The following is a 19,138-nucleotide window of genomic DNA, read 5'->3' on the forward strand; positions in this document are numbered from 1 at the left end:
CGTAAAAATAGCATTTTGATTGTCTTTTTTCAAGGTAACACGGCTTGGGAAGATCGGGATTCTTCTCGTCTACGCTTATACGCTCCGACGATTTCGATCTTCATAACTGAGATAAAGCCGCTTCAACTCGATCGCTACGCGATTGAGCGAATACTGCGACTTGGCTTTTTCACAAGCCGTACGGGCCAACTCATAACGGTATGCAGGATCGCCGATTACCTGCTCGAGCGCATCCGCCAATGCTGCCGGATCATCGGGAGGTACAAGCAGCCCGTTTACTCCATGTTCAATCTGTTCCGGCACGCCGCCTACGCTTGTCCCGACAAGCGCAAGGCAGCAAAGCGCGGCTTCCGCAAATACCGATCCGAAAGCCTCGGCACGAGACGGGAGTACAAAAATATCGAAAAACGGCATAAATTCCTCCGGGTGAAGCGTGTATCCGTAGAAAATAGTATCGTCGTAAACCCCGAGCTTCTGTGCCATGTCTTCCAATTCTTGTCGTGAAGGACCGTCTCCGATCAAATGCAGCACATACGGAACATTTCTCTCTTTGAGCAGCGAGCAGGCCTTAAGCAGCACATCCAGGCCTTTGGCCGGAACGAGGCGGCAGACACACATCAGCTGCGGAATCTCATTCTCATGCGGCACCGGCTTGAAGCGGCGCTCGTCGTAGCCGTTCGGCATGATGCGGATACGATCGGGATGGTCAATATACGGGCTCATATATCGGCGGAACGCTTCGGATACCGTAATCAGCTGATCCGTCTTCGCTTCCAACTCCCGATAGATGGAAAGGAAGAAGCGATGTTCCGCTCCCCCTTCCTCGATCCTGCCATTTAGAATCAGCTCCCGTTCATAGCTGGAGTGAATCGTCTGCAGCACCGGGGTATCCGGGAATACGGTCTTCATGGCCAGAGCGGCAATTGGATGATGCGCATGGATCAGATCGTAAGGTTTCTGCACCCTTAAGCGGGTCCACCATAAATAATCCCGGTAGGTCTGCATGTATTTCTGTACAACCGGACTGTCCCCGTATTGGGTCCAATCGAATGTCTCGAATACGACTTCTTCACGTCCTTTGCCTCGAATCCGCTTGGGCAGCGAAAACAGTTCCATTTCCCAACGGTCTGATGCAAATTTTTCCTGTAGATAAGGAATCATTGACGATACACCCCCCGGCTGTTCGGGCGGAAAAAATAACGCTTGAAGCAATCTCACAGCCAGTCTCCCCTTCCGTGCGTCAATCGTTCTTTCTACTGATGATAGCCCACAAGGGGCTGTAGGTAAAGGGCAAGCTGGCTGGCAAAGACGATAAAAACCGCCCGGAAGCTTACCCGGACGGCTTAATCGACAGAAGTTTTCCACTTAAACTACTTAACCGATAGATAGGCAATTGTTAAGGAAGCCAGATATTAGGCACCAGGCTGTTTGCTTCAAAGGCAGACGCACGGCTGCTGGCTCCGAAGGTCTATTCGCCTCGAAGCAACCTCAGTTCTTCCTCATCCAGCTCCCGGTACTCTCCGGGAGACAGTTCGGGATCGAGCGGGAGCGGTCCCATCGATACGCGTTTGAGGAATACGACCTTTTTGCCGACCGCTTCGAACATACGCTTAACCTGATGGAACTTACCTTCCATAATCGTCAACCGAATGTCGGAATGAGGAGCTCCGTCCTGTTCATAGCGGCGTATAATCTCGAGTTCTGCCGGCATCGTCTTGTAGCCGTCATCGAGTTCCACGCCGGCCTTGAACGCTGCGCCGTCGGCTTCGTCCACCGCGCCGAATACGATAGCTTCGTAAGTCTTCGGAACGTGCTTGCGCGGCGACAGCAGCTCGTGCGCAAGCTTGCCGTCGTTCGTCAGCAGCAGCAGCCCTTCCGTATCTTTGTCCAGACGTCCGACCGGGAACGGTTCGAATGCCAGATATTCGGCGTCGAGCAGATCGATAACCGTACGGTCGTGCCGATCTTCGGTTGCGGAAATCACATCCTGCGGTTTATTCAGCATCAGATAGACGAATTCGCGATATCGAACCGGCTGACCGTCGAGTTCGATTGCCGAAACTTCCGGATCGACCTGAAGACCGCTGTCTTTAATAATCGTGCCGTCAACCGTAATTCGGCCCTGCTTGACCAGCTTTTTGCTCTCGCTTCGTGTAGCCAACCCGAGGTGAGACAGTATTTTGTCCAAACGCAGTTTCTTGCCGATTTTCTTGCCCGATTCATTGGTCATCCGTTCCATCTCCATCCTGCCGGATATTCGTTCTTCAATACGCCTGCAGCCCACTTGCCCCAACCGGCGGAGTATCCGTCGATCGAGACAAGCACGTAGCCTTTGGCGTCCGTCCCTTCGGCGCATCGAATCCTTTCCGCGTCAAGTGTCAGCGTCTCGCCTTTCAAGTACGAGACCGCCTCCTGCTGTGCGGAGGACAGATCGAGCGTCCGTGCCGATTCGCTCGGCAGCAGTGCAGCGGCCAAAGCATTCGACGGCACGAATCGGCCGCCGGATTTGACCATGCCGAGCTGGAAGCCGGAGCGGCGAACTTTCAGTCCGTGCAGCCGATGCGGCTCTACCGGACAGGCGTACGCATAGTCGCCCGAGATCAGCAGGGTGCCGTAGATCGGCACGGTTACGTGCGCCGCGAGAAACTGTAGGCATGCACGGCGCACGGTGTCTTCGGACGCCTCCTCGCGGATGTAAGCGTCCTTGTTCCGTCCGCGAGCCTGGCGCGCGGACTTATCCTCGCGGCGCGGCAATGCGGCACCGCGGCCTTCCCGGCGGCCCCCTGCTTTCGGGCCGCCGCCCTGCCGCCCGCCGGCTTCCGCGGCGGGCAGGGATTCCCCGGCCCCGATGACCGGGCCGGGTGCGGAGCCGGCGGCGGCTTCATCACGCGCCGCCCTCTCTCCCGTGTGCTCCAGCACGCACACGAAATGCCCCTCGCCTTCGGCGAGATGCGGCCAAATGCGCGCCGCCCGCGCCGTCTGCGCAAGCGGCTCCGGCCGCGATAGGAGCGGCTCTTCGCCTTCAGCCGCTTCATGCAGCAGCGGCGACAGCCCGCCGCCGCTCTCCACAAGGCCGGCCACCCACTCCGGCCGGCCCGGAGCAAACAGCGGCGAGTGCGGCAGCTCGCCGACAACAAAGTCCGGGTGGCGCGCCAGGAACAGCGCAATCATCGCTTCGTTCTCTTCCGGTGCAAACGTACATGTCGAATAAACAATACGTCCCCCCGGTGCGAGCATCGAGGCTACCGTGTCAAGAATATCCCGCTGCATGACGGTGCATACTTCCACTGAATGCTTTTCCCATTGACGAACTGCGTCTGGATCTTTGCGGAACATTCCTTCACCGGAGCAGGGAGCGTCGACTAAGATCTTGTCGAAGTAAGCCGGGAATTTCTCTGCGATTCGCTCCGGCGTTTCGTTCAGCACAACAGCATTGCGCACTCCGCTCATTTCAATGTTTTTGGCCAATGCCTTGGTCCGTTCTGCGCTGATGTCGTTGGTAACCAACACACCTCGGCCGCCCAGCTTAGCGGCAATCTGCGTCGACTTCCCGCCCGGAGCGGCACATAGATCCAGCACCCGGTCGCCAGGTTCGGGACGCAGCGCTTCCACCGGCTCCATCGCACTCGGTTCCTGAATATAATAAAGGCCGGTGTGATAGTAAGGGTGCTTGCCCGGCCGTTCGTTCTCGTCGACATAGAAGCCCGTTTCGCACCATGGAATCGGCTTTAACTCGAACGGGCTGATCGCTGCAAAGTCTTCCAGTCCGATTTTCAGCGTATTGACACGGATCCCAGCATACCGGGATCGCTCATAGCTGGCGATGAAATTTTCATATTCGCCGCCGAGCCAGCGCTGCATACGCGACTCGAACAATGGCGGAAGCTGAATACTCATGTTGAATTCCTCCAGTTTTTCTTTGCCTGACGAAGCCGACTGCCAAGACCGGCCGAATTGCAGGCATGAAACAGCCCGCCCCGCCTCGCGGCTGCTCGCCGCGGCCCGGCGGAGCGGGCCTGATATCATATCAATCTTTTGCGGTTCAATCTGTTCCGTCTGCCATTCGTCTATTCGCGTTTACGATTCCTGTTCACCGAGCATTTCTCCCGCTTCTTCCGGCTTGGCTTTGGGACCGCGGGCGTACCCGGTACGCTGCGGTACGTTCGGCTCGATCTCATCGAATGCCCGATCCACTCGCTGCTTCAGCTTCGGATCCGTAATCTCGATTTCCAGCGGATAAAAATCAAAGGGTTCCTGTTCGTAACGATCCAGACGCGACATATATTCACGGGCATGCTCCGTCAGCCGATCCAATCGGATGCCGAGCGCATCGGGCGGATAATCCGACAGTTTGCGTACGGCGCTTCGCATCATTTTGCGGGCTCCCTCGATCTTGTTGTAAGCATGCGTTACGCTGCCGTTGCGAAAATGGTACAGCGCCACGGCGATCTGCAGCAGCCCGGAATACAGCGGATCACGGCCGCGTTCCAACCATAGTTCTTCGAGCACTTCATGGCACTCGAAGTAGTCGCGATCTCGATTGAAATAGACTAGAAACGCCACAAGCTTCGGCTCAATGTTCATCTTCCGGTTCTTCCACATGTTTGGCAGCCATGATGGCTTTGATCTCCGCCAGCATGTCCTTCATACTGTCGAAGTCGCGATTCAGGAACAGCTGATTGAACTGCTCCTGATAGCTGATCGCTTCCGCAACAAGATGATACGAATAGAGCCGATTGATGGTCTTAAGCATGGTCGATACAATATTTGCGTCGTCCTCAAATGTCTTCTGAGCAGCCAGAATTTCTTCGCGGATGCTCGACATTTCGCTGTCGAGCACCGAAGCCGCCTGTGCCGACTTCTGCAGACGTAGTCTCATATCGCCCGGCAGGCCGCCGCGATATTTGTAATTCAGCGAGTGCTCGATCGTCGCCCAAAAGTTCATTGCAAGGGTCCTGATCTGAATTTCGGCCAGTACGACTTTATGCTCCAGCGCCGTTTGAATTGGATAACGAATAATCATATGGAAGCTGCGATAGCCGCTTTCCTTGTAATTCGTGATGTAATCTTTTTCGTACAGGACCGTCAAATCTTTCCTGGACCGAATATATTCCGCAACCCGGCGAATGTCTTCGACAAACTGACACATGATGCGGATGCCGGCGATGTCTTCGATTCCTTCTTCCAAATTGTCCATTGGCACGTCCAGCCGTTCGGCTTTCTCCAAAATGCTGGAGATCCGCTTGACCCGTCCCGTGACGAACTCGATTGGCGCATACTCCTCGCGCTTTTTCAATTCGGACCGCATCGTTTTGAACTTGACTTTCAGTTCTTCGACCGCCTGTTCATATGGAAGCAAAAAGTTTTCCCAGTTTCTACTATCCATCCTATGTGCCTCCTCGTCTTCCTTCACTCTTTCAGCGATGGTCGGCGCCGACCGCTTGGGCAATATGAGTGAACCCGTCTGTTTGCATCAGCCGTTTGAGACCCGCATGCAGCTGGCGGTTGATCTCCGGCCCTTTATAAATCATTGCCGTATAGATCTCGACCAGACTTGCTCCTGCGCGGATCTTGGCATATGCATCCTCCGGCGTAAAAATGCCTCCGCTGCCGACAATCGGAAGCCGCCCTGCTGTCTGTGAATAAACCCGGCGGACGATCTCGGTTGAACGGCCAGTTAACGGGCGGCCGCTAAGTCCACCAGCTTCACCGCGGTTACGATGAGTGAGTCCTTCTCGGGACAATGTTGTATTGGTCGCAATCAGACCCGATACGCCGCTCGATTCAATAGCATCAACCGTTTCTTCAAGTTCGCCGTCATCCAGATCGGGCGCAATTTTGACAAATACCGGTTTGGAGGCTCCCTCGCCCGCCTGATGCTTCAATTCAGCCCTTACCGCAGACAGAAGCGTACGCAGCTCGTCGCCATGCTGCAGCCGCCGCAAATCCGGGGTGTTCGGCGAACTGATATTGACAATGAAGAAGTCCGCATACGGGTACAATACCCGAATACAGCGCTCATAATCGAGATGAGCCTCCTCATTGGGAGTTATCTTATTCTTGCCGATATTGACGCCGATCGGTACCGGACGCTCCTTGAGACTCGCAAGACGGCCTGCCATATCTTCGGCACCCTTATTATTGAAGCCCATACGATTGATCAGTGCCTGATCGGACGGAAGACGGAATAACCGTGGCTGTTCATTGCCTGGCTGACTGACCGGAGTGACTGTCCCGACTTCCATAAAGCCGAAACCGACCGAGGAAAAGCCCGGTACCGCCTCGGCATTCTTGTCCAGCCCTGCGGCCAGTCCGACTGGCGAAGGAAAGGACATTCCCGCCACTTCCAAAGACAGTGCTTCGTCTCTTGGGGTTCCGTACAGGCTTTTCAGCAGCGTCAATCCCCCGGGCGTTTCGGCTGCCCGACGCATACCGTCAATGACGAGATGATGGGCTTTTTCGGGATCCACCCGAAATAACAACGGTTTGGCAAGGCGTTCATACAGCAAGCGGTTCACTCCCATTCTTCTCTTTTCACCTATTTAATTTTACCCGGAACACGGTTAAAAAGAAAGCGTTTCGGATTTCGTTTTCGCACTTGATTGCTGTCTGCGGAACGAACCCCCTTACAATCCGGCGAAAAGCGTTTTACAATAAAAACATACCGATCGATTAAAGGAGAAGATAAAAATGGCCGCAAAACGCAAACCACCCGTTCTTCAACAGAAAAAGGAACAAGTCAATCGCAAGGCCGCTCTCTGGATCGGCGGCAGCATCGCCCTATTCATTCTTGCAGTCAGTGTACTGATCGTATGGTCACAGCTTTAGTTGTTTCTGAATTTCTTGAAGCCCTCTTCACGGCTTAGCCCGGCCTTCGGCTTATCCGCCAAAGGCCGGGCTTTCACATTAATTCAGCCACTTATATATTTTTTTGTTATTCGTTTGATCTTGACGCTGCTCCGATTGAAATCTCTGCTTCGGCATGAGCGTTTCCTCTGGCAGCACATTATCCGTCAGCGTTACTTGGGTGCCGGCCGGCACCAGGTCGAACAGCTCTTCGATATCTTCCTTATTCATCCGCACGCACCCAAGCGACTCGTCGCCTCCGATACTTTCCGGTTCGTCCGTTCCATGAATGGCGTAGTCGGTATTCGACAACTGCATGCCGCGGCTGCCGAATTCTCCATTCGGTTTTCCGTTCGGATTAACTACTTTATCGCTAATTGCATAGGTACCTGTCGGTGTTCTGCTTCCGCCTAATCCTACCTCATAGTTTCGCAGCAGTATATTTCCGCTTACCACAGCCAGCCGATGTCGGCTTCGGTCGACGATAATTTCCAGCGGATCGGCCAGGTACGGGCTGCCGCCCAGCGTGGCCGCGGAGATCGGCCGCCCTCCTTCGGATAGAGACGGCACTTCCTGTCCGTAGGCTTTACGCTTCAATACGCCATTCATGGTCTTGAACGCTTTTCCCATGACCGGCGTAGAGCCCGACAGTACATTGCTCGGGAACGGTCGGTTCAGTTCCGACAGACTCTCAGGCAGCTTTCCCTCGTTCTTCCGATAGTGGACGATAGCGGAAGACAGAGCCGCAAGACTCTCCTGCTCGTTGGTCCAAGATCGTGCGGCTTTACGCTGTGCACCTGAAGTATCCGCTTCACAGTCGCACGTCAGCGGATCGAAGCTGCGGATCAAGCTCTCTCCAGCCTCTTCTCCAGGCTCGATCTCCGCAATGACCGGCAGCTCTTTGTTCCAGAGCAGCCATTTGCCTCGGCGTTCCATACCCAGCACGAAAGCCGAGGTTCTGCGCCCGTCCTGCAAATAAGCTGCCGCTGCGGTTCCTATGGATGCAGGTTTGTCTTTTTCGGCCGCCGTAAAAACGATAGACGGAACAACCGGATCGCCGGCAAGCGGTACATCGGACTTTGCGGACACCCTTGACGCTTCTATACCCGGAGCCTCCGCGTAACGAAAGCCGGCCAGAAGCAGCAGTACAGCCAGAAGCAGCCAATTCCGCCGCCTTTTTGCAAGCTGCTGTCTTTTTATCGCCGCCTCGTGCAGTTTTGTTTCGTATTCGGCCAGAATATCCTCCGGTACGTGCGCATGCTCGTAAGCCTCATAGACTCCCTGCGCTTTGTTGAAGCAGTAATTCGCCTTGCCCTCCTGACCGTCCGCTTCGTACTCTTTGCCAAGCAAATACCAAGCCATCTTATTGTCCGGATGCTCGCGCACATACTGCTTCAAATGGGGAAAACGGGTCATCACCCTTCGCTCCTTTGCCGGAAAAATACGCCTGCACACATCTGCTTCGCAAAAAAAGCGCCTCCCGCCTGTATGTTCAGGAGAGAGACGCTTTACCCCGGGTCTGCCCTGTATTCGGCGCTTGCGAGTCGAATCAGCCTTCTTTGTTAAACGGTTCGTCCGCGATCATGATCGAGTCGGTCGGACATCCGTCGCATGCATCGATCATATCTTCATGCATATCTTCCGGAATGGCTTTGACGCCATGGTTGCTGTCGCCGTCAAAAATAACTTCGGCCAAGCCTTCATCATCGTAATCATAAATGTCGGGAGCGGTCGCGCCGCACGCGCCGCATGCAATGCAGGTATCTTTGTCAACCCATGTATATTTAGCCATGTGTATTCCCTCCTATATACTCTCTATCGGTTGTACCGATTTTTTATCAAGAAGTCTCTTACGCCGGAGTCTTCATCCCTCTAACTATAATATAAACCTTTTTTGATTTCAATGTTTGCTGCGTTTCATTTTCATCCGTTTTCTTGCCCATTTTCTTTCTTATCGTTTCGTTCGCCATGAAAAGAAACCCCTGGCGTACGTCCCGCTTTCAACCGTTTTGTCCCATCATCTTCCAGCATTCCTGCCGTCATCAGCGCATCTTCTCCAAATTTGTCGCGCAGCTTGTCCATAATTTCGGTAAGCTTTTCCTTTTTCGGCTGCTGTTCGTAATCGAACAAGTCGAGCTGGATTGCCGCCATACTTTTGTCTGTCAGACTTTGGGCAGCAACGCCGAGCAGTCGAACCGGTCTGCCTTCGCTCCAATGCCGCAAATAGAGCGCCTTCGCTTCGCGGTAGATATCGTCTGCCGCTTCTGTCGGAGTATCCAGCGTTTTCGATCTTGTAATGGTCTTCATCTCGGGGGTTCGAATCGTAATCTGTACCGCGCCTGCGATGAGGTGCTGCCTGCGCATGCGGCGTGCCACTTGATCGCTAAGATTGAGCAGCACGCGCAGTGCATCCCCTGATTCGGTCACGTCGTAAGGCAGCGTCGTCGTATGACCGACCGATTTGCTCGGTTCGGGTACCGCCTGCACCTCCGAACGGTCCTGTCCGTTAGCCGCGCGTTTCATCCAGGCACCGAATACACCAAATGCGGCCTGCAGTCTTTTTTCGTCGGTCTGTGCCAGCTCGCCAATTGTACGAATGCCCAGTCGGTTCAACTTCTCCGCCGTTTTGGCTCCCACTCCGAACAATTCGCCGCACGGCCTGCCCCATAACGTCAGCGGGAGATCCCGGATACGCAGCACGGAAATCCCGTTCGGTTTTTTCATATCGGATGCCATCTTTGCCAGCAGCTTGTTCGGCGCCACGCCGATCGAACAGGGCAGCGACAGTTCGCTCTGGATGCGCCTCTGGATCTCCTCCGCAATTTCCAGCGGCGTACCGAACTGCTTGGAGCCGGTAATATCCATATAACACTCGTCGATGGATGTTGCTTCGATCTGCGGCGTATAGCCATAGAGAATTTCGCGGAAAGCTCTTGAATAAGCGCGGTAAATTTGGAAGTCCGGCTTGATCAAAATGAGCGAAGGACATAATCGAAGCGCCTGATTGACTGTCATACCGGTACGCACGCCTTTACGCCTTGCGGGATAGGAACTGGTCACTACAATTCCGCGGCGCTTCTCGCTGTCCCCGGCTACAGCCGTCATTTTCCCACGGTATAATTCAGGGTTCTCCGCTTCATGCACCGAGCAGTAGAAAGCGTTCATATCGACATGCAAAATGACCCGCCCCTTAGCCGGGTAGTAACTGGATGTATCTTCGCTCATCGCCCGCGCCTCCTTTCTTATTCTCGCATTTCCGCTCGCCAAACATTTGTTTCCCTATTTTACCGTAAAAATGTCTCTCTGCCCACTATACCGGTTTAAAGCGTTCATGCTATAATCGACAATTAATACGGACGGAAGGGAGCAGTTCCATGACACGGTCCATTACCATTTTCGATACGACATTAAGAGACGGAACACAGGGGGAAGGCATCAGCCTGTCGGCCGACGACAAGCTGAAGATTGCCGTCAAGCTGGACGAGCTCGGCGTACATTATATCGAAGGGGGCAATCCGGGCAGCAACGGCAAAGACGTCGAATTTTTCCGTCGAGTTCAGGAGCTGGATCTCAAAGCCAAGATTACGGCCTTCGGCAGCACTCGGCGCAAAGGCGCTTCCGCCGAAGACGATGAGAATCTGCAGCGAATCGCGGACTCCGGTGCGCAGGCGGCAACACTTGTCGGCAAGTCGTGGGACTTCCACGTGTATACGGCTCTACAAACGACTCTTGAAGAGAATCTGGCGATGATCGGAGATTCGATTCGCTTTCTGAAGCAACGCGGGTTGGAAGTCATCTTTGATGCGGAGCACTTTTTCGACGGTTACAAGCACAATCCCGAATACGCCAAATTGGTGCTGCTTACCGCTTCGGAATCGGGCGCGGATTGGCTCGTTCTGTGCGACACCAACGGAGGGACAATGCCTAACGAAATCGGAGATACGGTATCTGCGCTGGTTGAAGAAATGCCGGCGGCACGCTTCGGTATTCATACGCACAATGACTGCGAGCTGGCGGTGGCCAATTCGCTCAGTGCGGTATCGGCGGGCGCTCTGCAGGTGCAGGGCACAATCAACGGATACGGCGAACGCTGCGGTAATGCCAATCTGTGTTCGGTTCTTCCAAATCTCCAGCTTAAGATGGGCCTTCACTGTCTGCCGGAAGAAAAGCTGGCACTGCTCGCCCAGACGGCTCGTTATGTAAGCGAAATCGCCAATGTGCATATGCCGGCCGGTCAGTCCTATGTCGGCAGCGCAGCCTTCGCTCACAAGGGAGGCATTCATGTCTCAGCCATTCTGCGCGATTCCCGCACCTATGAGCATATCGCTCCGGAACTTGTCGGCAATAAACAGCGGGTGCTCGTCTCCGAATTGGCTGGTCAGAGCAATCTGGTGTCCAAAGCGCAGGAACTCGGCATCGAACTGGATCCAAAAAGCCCGCAGGCATCCGAAACGATTGGGCGAATCAAGGATCTGGAACACCGCGGCTATCAATTCGAAGGGGCCGACGCTTCGCTTGAACTCCTTCTTCGCGAAGCAAGCGGTGAAGTACAGGAATTATTTACTTTTGAATCGTTCAAAATGCTGGTGGAGAAGTCTGCCGGAAAACCGGTTATCTCCGAAGCTTTTGTCAAACTGCGAATTGGCGGCGAAAGCCTCTATACGGCCGGTGAAGGCAACGGTCCGGTCAATGCGCTCGACAATGCGCTGCGCAAAGCGCTTCTGCAGCATTATCCACAGCTTACCGATATGCATCTGAGCGATTACAAAGTGCGCGTATTGGATGACAAAGAAGCGACCGCCTCCAAGGTCCGTGTGCTGATTGAATCTCGTGATGCCAAAAGTGCTTGGAGCACGGTCGGTGTATCCGGCAACGTAATCGAAGCGAGTTGGGAAGCGCTTGTCGACAGTATGCGTTATGCTCTGCTCGGCCAGGAACCAGTTAAAGCCGTCGCTCTCATGGAACCGCGTCAAGGTCTGCTCAATCATTAACCGGTAAATAAACAGCCCGTAAACAAAATATCTTCTCAAAAATCTTAGTAAAAAGTTCTCAAACAAAAAAAGCGGCTTCCCGCTACAGCGGAAAGCCCAGTTTGAGAGGGGTAAACATGGGTTGCAGACTTTGGGGGAACGACATGCCGCTTTTTCAAAAAGTACCGGTCCCTGCCTGGAATTCGGTTCTTCGCTCGGCATTCGCTCCATTCAGAGTCTGCGAGATCGAACAAGGTCTTACAATCGGTTCCCAATCGTAAAACATTTCACTCGGAAACCGAATAGTTGCAGCGGGCGGCATGCGTACCGGCATAGAACAGCGGTACGCACCGTAGCGCCAAACCCGCCGCACTGCTGCTCTTCAGCGATGCAGCCTGCCGGGAATCGATTATGTAACGGAGCTTAAAGCTCCGCAGCATGATTCGATTCCCGGCTTTTTGTCTGTCTTCGTTTCAATTCCGGTTATGTGCTGCCAAGATGAGCATACAAGTCTCCCAGCGTAGAAATCTCATTCTCCCGAACCCGATTCATGTAACCGGCCCATAGCTTTGCGGTCATCAGCGAGTCTTCCAACGCATGGTGACGTCCTACAATTTGAATGCCTTCTTCCTGCAGCAGTTCGTCCAATCCATAACCCTGCCTAGAGGGATGAAGCAGCTTGGCAATCATCATCGTATCGATCACACGATGCGTAAGACGTACTTTTGATGTTCTCCAGAGCGCCGTATTAAGAAAAGCTTTGTCATGCGCACTGGCGTGAGCAACCAGCACCGAATGGCCGATAAAAGCCATAAAGTCATGCAGCGCTTCGATCAGCGGCGGCGCATCCGCTACCATGGCCGGTGTGATGCCCGTCAAGTCCGTGATATGCGAAGGAATATCGATGCGCGGATTGACAAGCGTATAGAACGTTTCGTCTTCCAGTACCTGTTCTCCCTTCATTTTAACCGCTCCGAACGACAAAATTTCATCGCCTTTCTGACAGTTAAAACCTGTTGTTTCCAGATCGAATACCACGGTTTCCAGCTCATTCAACGGAGTAATGAGCGCTTCCGGTCTACGCTGCTCGCGGCTGAGCGAGCGGATGAATGCCATCTGATGGGCGCTTGGTCCGCCGAATACCGAAGCTACTGCGGAAGGCACTCCTCCGCTGCGCAGCATATTCCAGAATCCGCTTCTCGACCCAGCTGGCTCTTTCATGCTCGTCTCCTTTCCGCGAATCTGAGCTGACGCTGAAGCACACGATGCAGTTTGCGCACCAGAATCAGGCTCTCGCGCAGTTCATAGAACTGCTCCTTTTTCTTTAGCTCTTCATTCGGCAGATAACCGGCACTTTGCAGCAGGCCTCCTCGATCGGATACCGCCGTCATGTTTCGCAGCCGAAGCGCCGTCAGAAAGGCTTCATAGGTCGGTTCCAGCAGCGGCAGCGAACCTGCCTCGAATTGGATCAGCCGCTGCAGTCTGCGCAGCGTCGACGACTCTTCCACATCATGCTGAAGCGCCATAAAACGGACTGCGTTAACCAGAGGAATATACATTCCGTACTTTACATCAAAGTCTCCGGCGTGGTCCCCAAAACGTTCGGTCACTACCTGCCCAAGCACATTCAGCGTCTTCTTATGGCGGACCGTATTGCGAAGAATAGCGGCATGCAGTTCTGCATTGCCGCGCAGTCCCCCGTAGAAGTTTCGTTTCCATTCTTGTGCAAGATCTTCGTTCCCTGCGATCAGACGCAGATCCGAAGCAATAATCAAATATCTTACCGGTTCCCAACTGAGATCACTCTGCCACGATTTAAGCTGCAATGCCCAGTCAGAAGAAGTCTGACGCCATCTCGGTTCCGAACACATGACTTTCCCTTCGCACTTCTCATACCCGGCCGTCTGCAGAATATCGGTCAATCGACGGCCAAATTCAGCAAAATAGACTTCTTTGTCTTCATGTTTCTCATCCGACAAAATCAGTCCGTTATCCTGATCGCTCCAGAGTGTCTGCTCACGCCGTCCGGCACTGCCGAATACGACGAAAGCGTAAGAGACGGGAGGCGGACCGAAGCCCGCCTCCCCCATCTCACGCTCGCACAATTCGACCGCACTTTTCATCAATAAGTCATGCATACTATTAATCGCTTCGTTCAAGTCGGCAGCTTTCCGTCCGACAGCCGCTTTCAGCAATTCTCGCTGCATGACGATCCGCTTTTCTCGGAGCGCTTCGGGGGAACGGATCTGCGATAAATTTTCGCGGAATGCGAGTAATTGGTCCGTATACGAATTTGTCGGTTTCACCCGATCCCCCCTTTTTCCCTTCACGGCCTGCATGGCCACGGAACATCGTACCTGCGGCCCGACCATTTTCTGTTTCCAGATTATTCGGACTGACAAACATTTTGAATAGCGAATCGATTATGCGTTGACTGAAGTACGTTTTCCGCCCGATTCGGGATTGGTTGGACCATGAAACGTCGTGTCGCCCGCCATTTTCATTTGCTCCGGATAGCCGTAGCTGCCGTGCTCACTGATATCCAGACCCATCATTTCTTCTTCCTCAGTTACACGGATGCCCATCGTAACTTTCATGACGTAGAAAATGATGAACGTTACGACCGCAACGAATGCCAGTGTACCGATTACACCCAGCGCCTGAACGCCCAACTGGTGCAGCCCGCCACCGTAGAACAATCCTGCTTGGCCAAGACCTGCGTCCACAGACAGGGAAGGCAGTGCGAAGAATCCTGTGCAGAGCGCACCCCAGATACCTGCAACGCCGTGTACGGAAAATGCGAAGACCGGATCATCCACACCAGCTCTTTCAAACCATTGCGCTGTGAAGAAAGTCAATACGCCGGCCACCAGACCGATAACGACTGCTGCCCACGGAGCAACGAATGCACACGAACCTGTAATGGCAACAAGCGCTGCCAGCACGCCGTTCAGCATGCTTGGAATATCAGCTTTGCCGAAGACCATCCAAGAGATCAGAAGCGCCGCTACACCGCCAGCCGCAGCTGCAATGTTCGTTGTCAGGGCAACGTAAGCGAAGAATCCGTCCTCAACCGTCAAGGCGCTGCCCGGGTTGAAGCCGAACCAACCTACCCACAAGATAATAACGCCGAGTACCGATAGAACCTGGTTATGTCCAAGAATACTGTTTGGTTTTCCGTCTTTATTGTATTTACCCAGACGAGGTTTGAGCATAATTGTGGCGACCAGAGCCGCTGTTGCCCCGGTTAAGTGAACGACCGTCGAACCTGCGAAATCCTGCATCCCCAACTCACCGAGCCAGCCGCCGCCCCATACCCAGTGTGCAATAACCGGATAAATGACGATTGTGAACAGCGCACCGAATACGATGTATACACTCAGTTTTGCGCGTTCCGCTAGTCCTCCGCCGGCAATCGCAAGGGACACGCCTGCAAAGGCAAGGTGGAACAGGAACATCAGCGAAACCGGAAGGCCGAAGCCGTTGACGGAATTGAAGGAAGCGGCTGCTTCGTCTCCTCCGAAGAAAAATCCTTCGTAACCGAAGAAGCCGTTGCCGTTACCGAAACCAAAGCCAAAGCCAAGTGCCCAGAAAGCAATGCTGGCTACACCGAACGACAGAATGGTCTTGCCTGCTACGTGACCAGCATTCTTCATTCGAACAGACCCGGCCTCCAGCAGTGCAAACCCAGCCTGCATCAAAATAACAAGTACAGCCGCAATAAATACGAAAGCCATATTGATGCCATTAGTTAATGTCTCTGTACTTGCAGCCTCCGCCGCATATGTACTTACCGGAAATGCCGACACTGCTGTTAAGGCTCCAACTGCTGCACACCACTTCTTTTTCAAATTCCCCACACCCTCTTCATGTAATTTTATCTAACACTATGTGAAACTCTTGGTGTCATTATAAACTGTGGCAAGAAAGCTGACAAGTGCATTTTTGTAAAAAAACAAATTTATTTTACACCTTTTTTATTCACCTATTCGGCTCTGCATCAGAGAATAATACTTGACCCGTAAAAACATCTCTAAAGATAACCTGAAGATAAACCGTGACGTTTGACTGTATGCTTTAAATTGGATATAATTGAATTTGTCAATACCAACTTTTTACACCAGCTTACTTTTGTTATTTCTTATAGAAAGGGTGAGACAGCGATGGGGGATACGAAGTTGTTCCGGATCGGTGAACTGGCCAAAGCTGCAGGTACCAGTGAGCGAACCATCGACTATTACACCAAACTGGGGCTAATTCGGCCGCAGGATCGTTCGATGACCAATTACCGGTTATACGGACCTGAAACTTTGCTCCGTCTGAAACGTATTCATGAATTGAAGAACGAAAAGTTTACCTTGGAAGAAATCCGGGAGCGGCTCGACAAATGGAGCGAAGCAACTGGAGACGAACGCGTTTCAGAAAAGCTCACAGCGCTGGAAACTCATCTGGCTCAAGTTGAGAAAGAGTTAAAGGAGCTTCAGCCTCTGCTGCAGGATCTTGATCCGGCACAGGCGAAAAAAACGTTCTCGCAGCTCGTCCCTCAAGGCATTGCCTGCATGGAAGCCATAAAGCTGCTGCTCGGACAGAATCCTATGATGTAAGGTTTTCACTACAAATGGAGGGAAACGAATATGAGTTTTAACGTATTAATGTATATCCTGATCATTCCAGCTTTTATTTTGACGATCTGGGCACAGTTTCGTGTTAAAGGCACTTACAACAAATGGCGCGAAGTTCAGGTAAACAGCGGTATTACGGGTTACCAAGCCGCTCGTCATATGCTTGATACGCACGGACTGCATGACGTTCAAATCATTTCGGTACCGGGTATGCTGTCTGACCATTACAACCCGATTAATCGTACGGTGGCTCTTTCGGAAGACGTTTATTATGGTAACAGCATCTCCTCCGTCTCGGTCGCCTGCCACGAAATCGGGCACGCCATCCAGCACAAGGAAGCTTATCCGATGCTGTCGCTGCGTCACAGAATTTTCCCGGTCGTTAATTTTGCATCCGGTGTCGCTCCGTTTCTCATTCTCGGCGGCTTCCTCTTCAGCGCAACAGGCCTGATCGGTGTAGGTATCCTATTCTTCGCCGTTACCGTACTGTTCCAGTTGATCACACTGCCAGTTGAGTTCAATGCCAGCAACCGGGCTCGCGACATCATGGTGTCCGAAGGTTATGTAACGAATGAAGAAGAGCGCGGAGTCGGCAAAGTGCTGAACGCAGCTGCACTTACTTATGTAGCCGCTGCCCTTGTCTCACTGCTTGAATTGATTCGTCTGATCGGAATCTTCAACAGCCGTGACTAAATCGAAAATCGGTGTGAGGTTCGATCCAATTCGCAGGCATATGTTTCTCAAAACCGGCATGGGCTTAGCCCGTGCCGGTTTTTTAGTGCATTCAGACACTTGTCCGTACCCCTGAGTCTTCAGCCCTAAAAATTGTCGTGTGCACAAGAAATATTGGCTAACTCGCCTACTTTTATGGTACTATACATCTACTTCCTACTTACTTCAAAAAGCTGAAGCTGATCGAAGTTTTCATACATAAAGGAGAAAGTTTGTGAGCCTATCCATGTGGTACGATCTATGTTTACTCACCCTGTTGTCCGTCCTGTTTATCTACATTTTTTTTACTGTACGGATCACCAATTTGCATAAGGTTTATTTCATCTTCCACTTCTTCATCATGCTCTGGCCATTGTGCCAGTTCGCCACTCATGTGGTACAGGATCTCGAGGTTCAATTTTTCTTCGTTTCACTATCCTTCGCTTCTTCCCTGATGCTGGCAAGCGGATGGCTGTTATTCACGCTGTTTCTGGCAGGAAACACAAAGCGGCTGAACCGCAAATCTGTCGGATTGTTATTCACTCCCGCCTTACTCGTTTCAATCTGCGTTATGATTAATCCGCTTCACTCATTTGCCAGTCCGGCAGCAGATAACTATATCAACCGTACTTACGGACCACTATTTTGGATTACCCTAATCGTACTAACAGGATATTTCCTGAGTTCCCTCGTCGTTCTGCTCCGTACGCTCCGATCGCCCGCATCTTCCAGGAGTCTCAAAAAGCAAATCCGGATCGTCCTCTGGGGTATCTGCGTCCTCGTGGCTTTTGCAGGAACCGACGTTATTCTCAACGTTGTCCTACAAGATTTCTTGCCTATCATTCCCGGCTTAACTTCACTCGGTATGTTCATCACAGATTTATTCTTCGTATTTGTTATTACAAGATACAAAGTATTCGATCTGGTAACCATTGCGCATGAAGATATTATCAATACAATTCCACACGGTATTCTCGTATTGGACGAAGAGGAATCGGTAATCGAAACCAACCGGGCTCTTCATCTATTTGTTGACATTGAAGTAGGCGATACTTTCGATATCGAGACTTTACTGTCTTCTGTTCGGACCGGAGACAATCTTCAACATTTCATCGCACAATACAAGCTTCGAGAAACCGATTTATCCGAGATTGAGCTCTTTTCCGAGCAAAGAAACCTGCACTTTATTTTGCAAACCTCACCTATTTTCGATGCCAAGCGCATTCCTCTTGGACACATTTTTATTTTCCGGGACGTTACACAAGAACGGAGTCTGGTACAGGAACTGAACCGACAGAACGAACTTCTTCATGAGCAAAATCGATCACTTGATCGCACCCGTCTTGACCTTTCTCTTGCGAACCGCCGACTCGAAGAGCTGGCATTGACAGACAGTCTAACTCATTGTTACAACCGTTATTACTTAACCCAGAGGTTGTCTCAGGAGCTTAATGCCACTGCAGAACAGCGTCTCCCTTTTTCGTTAATTCTGTTTGACATCGACTTTTTTAAAACGATCAACGATCGTTACGGCCATGTTGCAGGAGACGAAGTGCTGTACCGTACAGCACAAGCCGTCAAGCAGTGTATACGCAGCACAGACATCTTGGCCCGTTACGGAGGCGAAGAATTTATGCTGTATCTGCCATATACGAATAACAAAACCGCGAAAAAAATTGCCGAACAGGTCCGCTATGCCGTTGAAAGCAATATGGTCCATTTGGAACAGCTTGTCGAGCCGATAAGTGTGACTGTCAGTGTGGGAGTTCTGTCTATTCAAGATCTCCATCACGTACAGATCGGTGAAAATATGAAAGAATATCTGAATTTCCTCTTCTCCGAAGTCGACAAACCGCTGTATCGTGCCAAAAAGAACGGCCGTAATCGTGTTGAATTGGCCGATATGACCCCACTTCCTGATTGGCCTTTTAAGCAATCAGCTCACAATAACTGACATATTGTGTTACAAAAAAAGCCGATCCCTAAAGG

General features: G+C 52.2%; 17 protein-coding genes. 5 read left to right on the forward strand and 12 right to left on the reverse strand.

The features are described from left to right. Window positions 1-75: 75 nt before the first annotated feature. The 6 genes from F456_RS0101360 to F456_RS0101385 all read right to left on the reverse strand — a co-directional run bounded on the left by F456_RS0101360 (window position 76) and on the right by F456_RS0101385 (window position 6,509). Entirely contained in the window at window positions 76-1,218 is a 1,143-nt protein-coding gene (locus F456_RS0101360) for a glycosyltransferase family 4 protein (RefSeq protein ID WP_026293580.1), read from the reverse strand. 250 nt (window positions 1,219-1,468) lie between these two features. Next, a complete protein-coding gene (locus F456_RS0101365; RefSeq protein ID WP_018975206.1) occupies window positions 1,469-2,230 on the reverse strand; it encodes a pseudouridine synthase in 762 nt (253 codons plus the stop codon). After that, entirely contained in the window at window positions 2,227-3,897 is a 1,671-nt protein-coding gene (locus F456_RS0101370; protein ID WP_026293582.1) for an RsmB/NOP family class I SAM-dependent RNA methyltransferase, read from the reverse strand. The genes F456_RS0101365 and F456_RS0101370 overlap by 4 nt, the downstream gene beginning before the upstream one ends. A 180-nt stretch (window positions 3,898-4,077) precedes the next feature. Then, window positions 4,078-4,584: a DUF309 domain-containing protein gene (locus F456_RS0101375; RefSeq protein ID WP_018975208.1), complete on the reverse strand. Its 507-nt coding sequence runs from the start codon at window positions 4,582-4,584 to the stop codon at window positions 4,078-4,080. Then, window positions 4,574-5,386 (reverse strand): GTP diphosphokinase, encoded by an 813-nt coding sequence (yjbM, locus tag F456_RS0101380; RefSeq protein WP_018975209.1) that lies wholly within the window; start codon window positions 5,384-5,386, stop codon window positions 4,574-4,576. Before yjbM ends, F456_RS0101375 begins: the two co-directional genes overlap by 11 nt. A gap of 31 nt (window positions 5,387-5,417) precedes the next feature. Then, entirely contained in the window at window positions 5,418-6,509 is a 1,092-nt protein-coding gene (locus F456_RS0101385) for a quinone-dependent dihydroorotate dehydrogenase (protein WP_026293583.1), read from the reverse strand. 181 nt (window positions 6,510-6,690) lie between these two features. Here F456_RS0101385 and F456_RS24515 point away from each other — a divergent pair, with 181 nt between their 5' ends. Further along, window positions 6,691-6,828 (forward strand): hypothetical protein, encoded by a 138-nt coding sequence (locus tag F456_RS24515; RefSeq protein WP_018975211.1) that lies wholly within the window; start codon window positions 6,691-6,693, stop codon window positions 6,826-6,828. A gap of 78 nt (window positions 6,829-6,906) precedes the next feature. On the opposite strand, the gene F456_RS0101395 is transcribed toward F456_RS24515, so the two are convergent. The 3 genes from F456_RS0101395 to F456_RS0101405 form a co-directional block, all read right to left on the reverse strand. Continuing rightward, window positions 6,907-8,262 carry a L,D-transpeptidase gene (locus F456_RS0101395; protein ID WP_018975212.1) on the reverse strand — a complete coding sequence of 452 codons (1,356 nt, stop codon included), beginning with the start codon at window positions 8,260-8,262 and terminating at the stop codon, window positions 6,907-6,909. 133 nt (window positions 8,263-8,395) lie between these two features. Next, window positions 8,396-8,638, reverse strand: a complete 243-nt coding sequence (locus tag F456_RS0101400) for a ferredoxin (protein ID WP_018975213.1) — start codon at window positions 8,636-8,638, stop codon at window positions 8,396-8,398. A 131-nt stretch (window positions 8,639-8,769) separates the two neighbouring features. Further along, complete coding sequence (locus F456_RS0101405; RefSeq protein ID WP_018975214.1) at window positions 8,770-10,071, reverse strand: DNA polymerase IV; 1,302 nt, start codon at window positions 10,069-10,071, stop codon at window positions 8,770-8,772. Window positions 10,072-10,220: 149 nt separating this feature from the next. Between F456_RS0101405 and cimA the strand changes: the two genes are divergently transcribed. Next, window positions 10,221-11,837 carry a citramalate synthase gene (gene cimA, locus F456_RS0101410; protein WP_018975215.1) on the forward strand — a complete coding sequence of 539 codons (1,617 nt, stop codon included), beginning with the start codon at window positions 10,221-10,223 and terminating at the stop codon, window positions 11,835-11,837. A gap of 462 nt (window positions 11,838-12,299) precedes the next feature. Here cimA and F456_RS0101420 read toward each other — a convergent pair whose 3' ends face one another. From F456_RS0101420 to F456_RS21550, 3 genes are all read right to left on the reverse strand, one after another. Beyond that, entirely contained in the window at window positions 12,300-13,037 is a 738-nt protein-coding gene (locus F456_RS0101420) for an exonuclease domain-containing protein (protein ID WP_018975217.1), read from the reverse strand. Continuing rightward, window positions 13,034-14,122: a DUF294 nucleotidyltransferase-like domain-containing protein gene (locus F456_RS0101425; protein ID WP_018975218.1), complete on the reverse strand. Its 1,089-nt coding sequence runs from the start codon at window positions 14,120-14,122 to the stop codon at window positions 13,034-13,036. Before F456_RS0101425 ends, F456_RS0101420 begins: the two co-directional genes overlap by 4 nt. Before the next feature lie 117 nt (window positions 14,123-14,239). Then, a complete protein-coding gene (locus F456_RS21550; RefSeq protein WP_051086665.1) occupies window positions 14,240-15,667 on the reverse strand; it encodes an ammonium transporter in 1,428 nt (475 codons plus the stop codon). Between the two features lie 312 nt (window positions 15,668-15,979). Here F456_RS21550 and F456_RS0101435 point away from each other — a divergent pair, with 312 nt between their 5' ends. The 3 genes from F456_RS0101435 to F456_RS21555 all read left to right on the forward strand — a co-directional run bounded on the left by F456_RS0101435 (window position 15,980) and on the right by F456_RS21555 (window position 19,103). Continuing rightward, window positions 15,980-16,420: a MerR family transcriptional regulator gene (locus F456_RS0101435; protein WP_018975220.1), complete on the forward strand. Its 441-nt coding sequence runs from the start codon at window positions 15,980-15,982 to the stop codon at window positions 16,418-16,420. Window positions 16,421-16,450: 30 nt separating this feature from the next. Beyond that, window positions 16,451-17,131, forward strand: coding sequence for a zinc metallopeptidase (locus F456_RS0101440; RefSeq protein ID WP_018975221.1), 681 nt, complete (start codon window positions 16,451-16,453; stop codon window positions 17,129-17,131). A gap of 253 nt (window positions 17,132-17,384) precedes the next feature. After that, the gene (locus F456_RS21555) at window positions 17,385-19,103 is read left to right on the forward strand and encodes a histidine kinase N-terminal 7TM domain-containing diguanylate cyclase (RefSeq protein WP_157059965.1); all 1,719 of its coding nucleotides are present in this window, start codon (window positions 17,385-17,387) and stop codon (window positions 19,101-19,103) included. Window positions 19,104-19,138 lie beyond the last annotated feature (35 nt).

The sequence above is a fragment of the Saccharibacillus kuerlensis DSM 22868 genome (genome assembly GCF_000378145.1).
Classification (GTDB): Bacteria; Bacillota; Bacilli; order Paenibacillales; family Paenibacillaceae; genus Saccharibacillus; species Saccharibacillus kuerlensis.

Bases quoted from the DNA above. Each gene is read 5' to 3' on its own strand.
- F456_RS0101365 (WP_018975206.1), bottom strand. From the start codon at position 2,230: ATGACCAATGAATCGGGCAAGAAAATCGGCAAGAAACTGCGTTTGGAC.
- F456_RS0101440 (WP_018975221.1), top strand. From the start codon at position 16,451: ATGAGTTTTAACGTATTAATGTATATCCTGATCATTCCAGCTTTTATT.
- cimA (WP_018975215.1), top strand. From the start codon at position 10,221: ATGACACGGTCCATTACCATTTTCGATACGACATTAAGAGACGGAACA.
- F456_RS24515 (WP_018975211.1), top strand. From the start codon at position 6,691: ATGGCCGCAAAACGCAAACCACCCGTTCTTCAACAGAAAAAGGAACAA.
- F456_RS0101400 (WP_018975213.1), bottom strand. From the start codon at position 8,638: ATGGCTAAATATACATGGGTTGACAAAGATACCTGCATTGCATGCGGC.
- F456_RS0101405 (WP_018975214.1), bottom strand. From the start codon at position 10,071: ATGAGCGAAGATACATCCAGTTACTACCCGGCTAAGGGGCGGGTCATT.
- F456_RS0101420 (WP_018975217.1), bottom strand. From the start codon at position 13,037: ATGAAAGAGCCAGCTGGGTCGAGAAGCGGATTCTGGAATATGCTGCGC.
- F456_RS0101435 (WP_018975220.1), top strand. From the start codon at position 15,980: ATGGGGGATACGAAGTTGTTCCGGATCGGTGAACTGGCCAAAGCTGCA.
- F456_RS0101370 (WP_026293582.1), bottom strand. From the start codon at position 3,897: ATGAGTATTCAGCTTCCGCCATTGTTCGAGTCGCGTATGCAGCGCTGG.
- F456_RS0101375 (WP_018975208.1), bottom strand. From the start codon at position 4,584: ATGAACATTGAGCCGAAGCTTGTGGCGTTTCTAGTCTATTTCAATCGA.
- yjbM (WP_018975209.1), bottom strand. From the start codon at position 5,386: ATGGATAGTAGAAACTGGGAAAACTTTTTGCTTCCATATGAACAGGCG.
- F456_RS0101395 (WP_018975212.1), bottom strand. From the start codon at position 8,262: ATGACCCGTTTTCCCCATTTGAAGCAGTATGTGCGCGAGCATCCGGAC.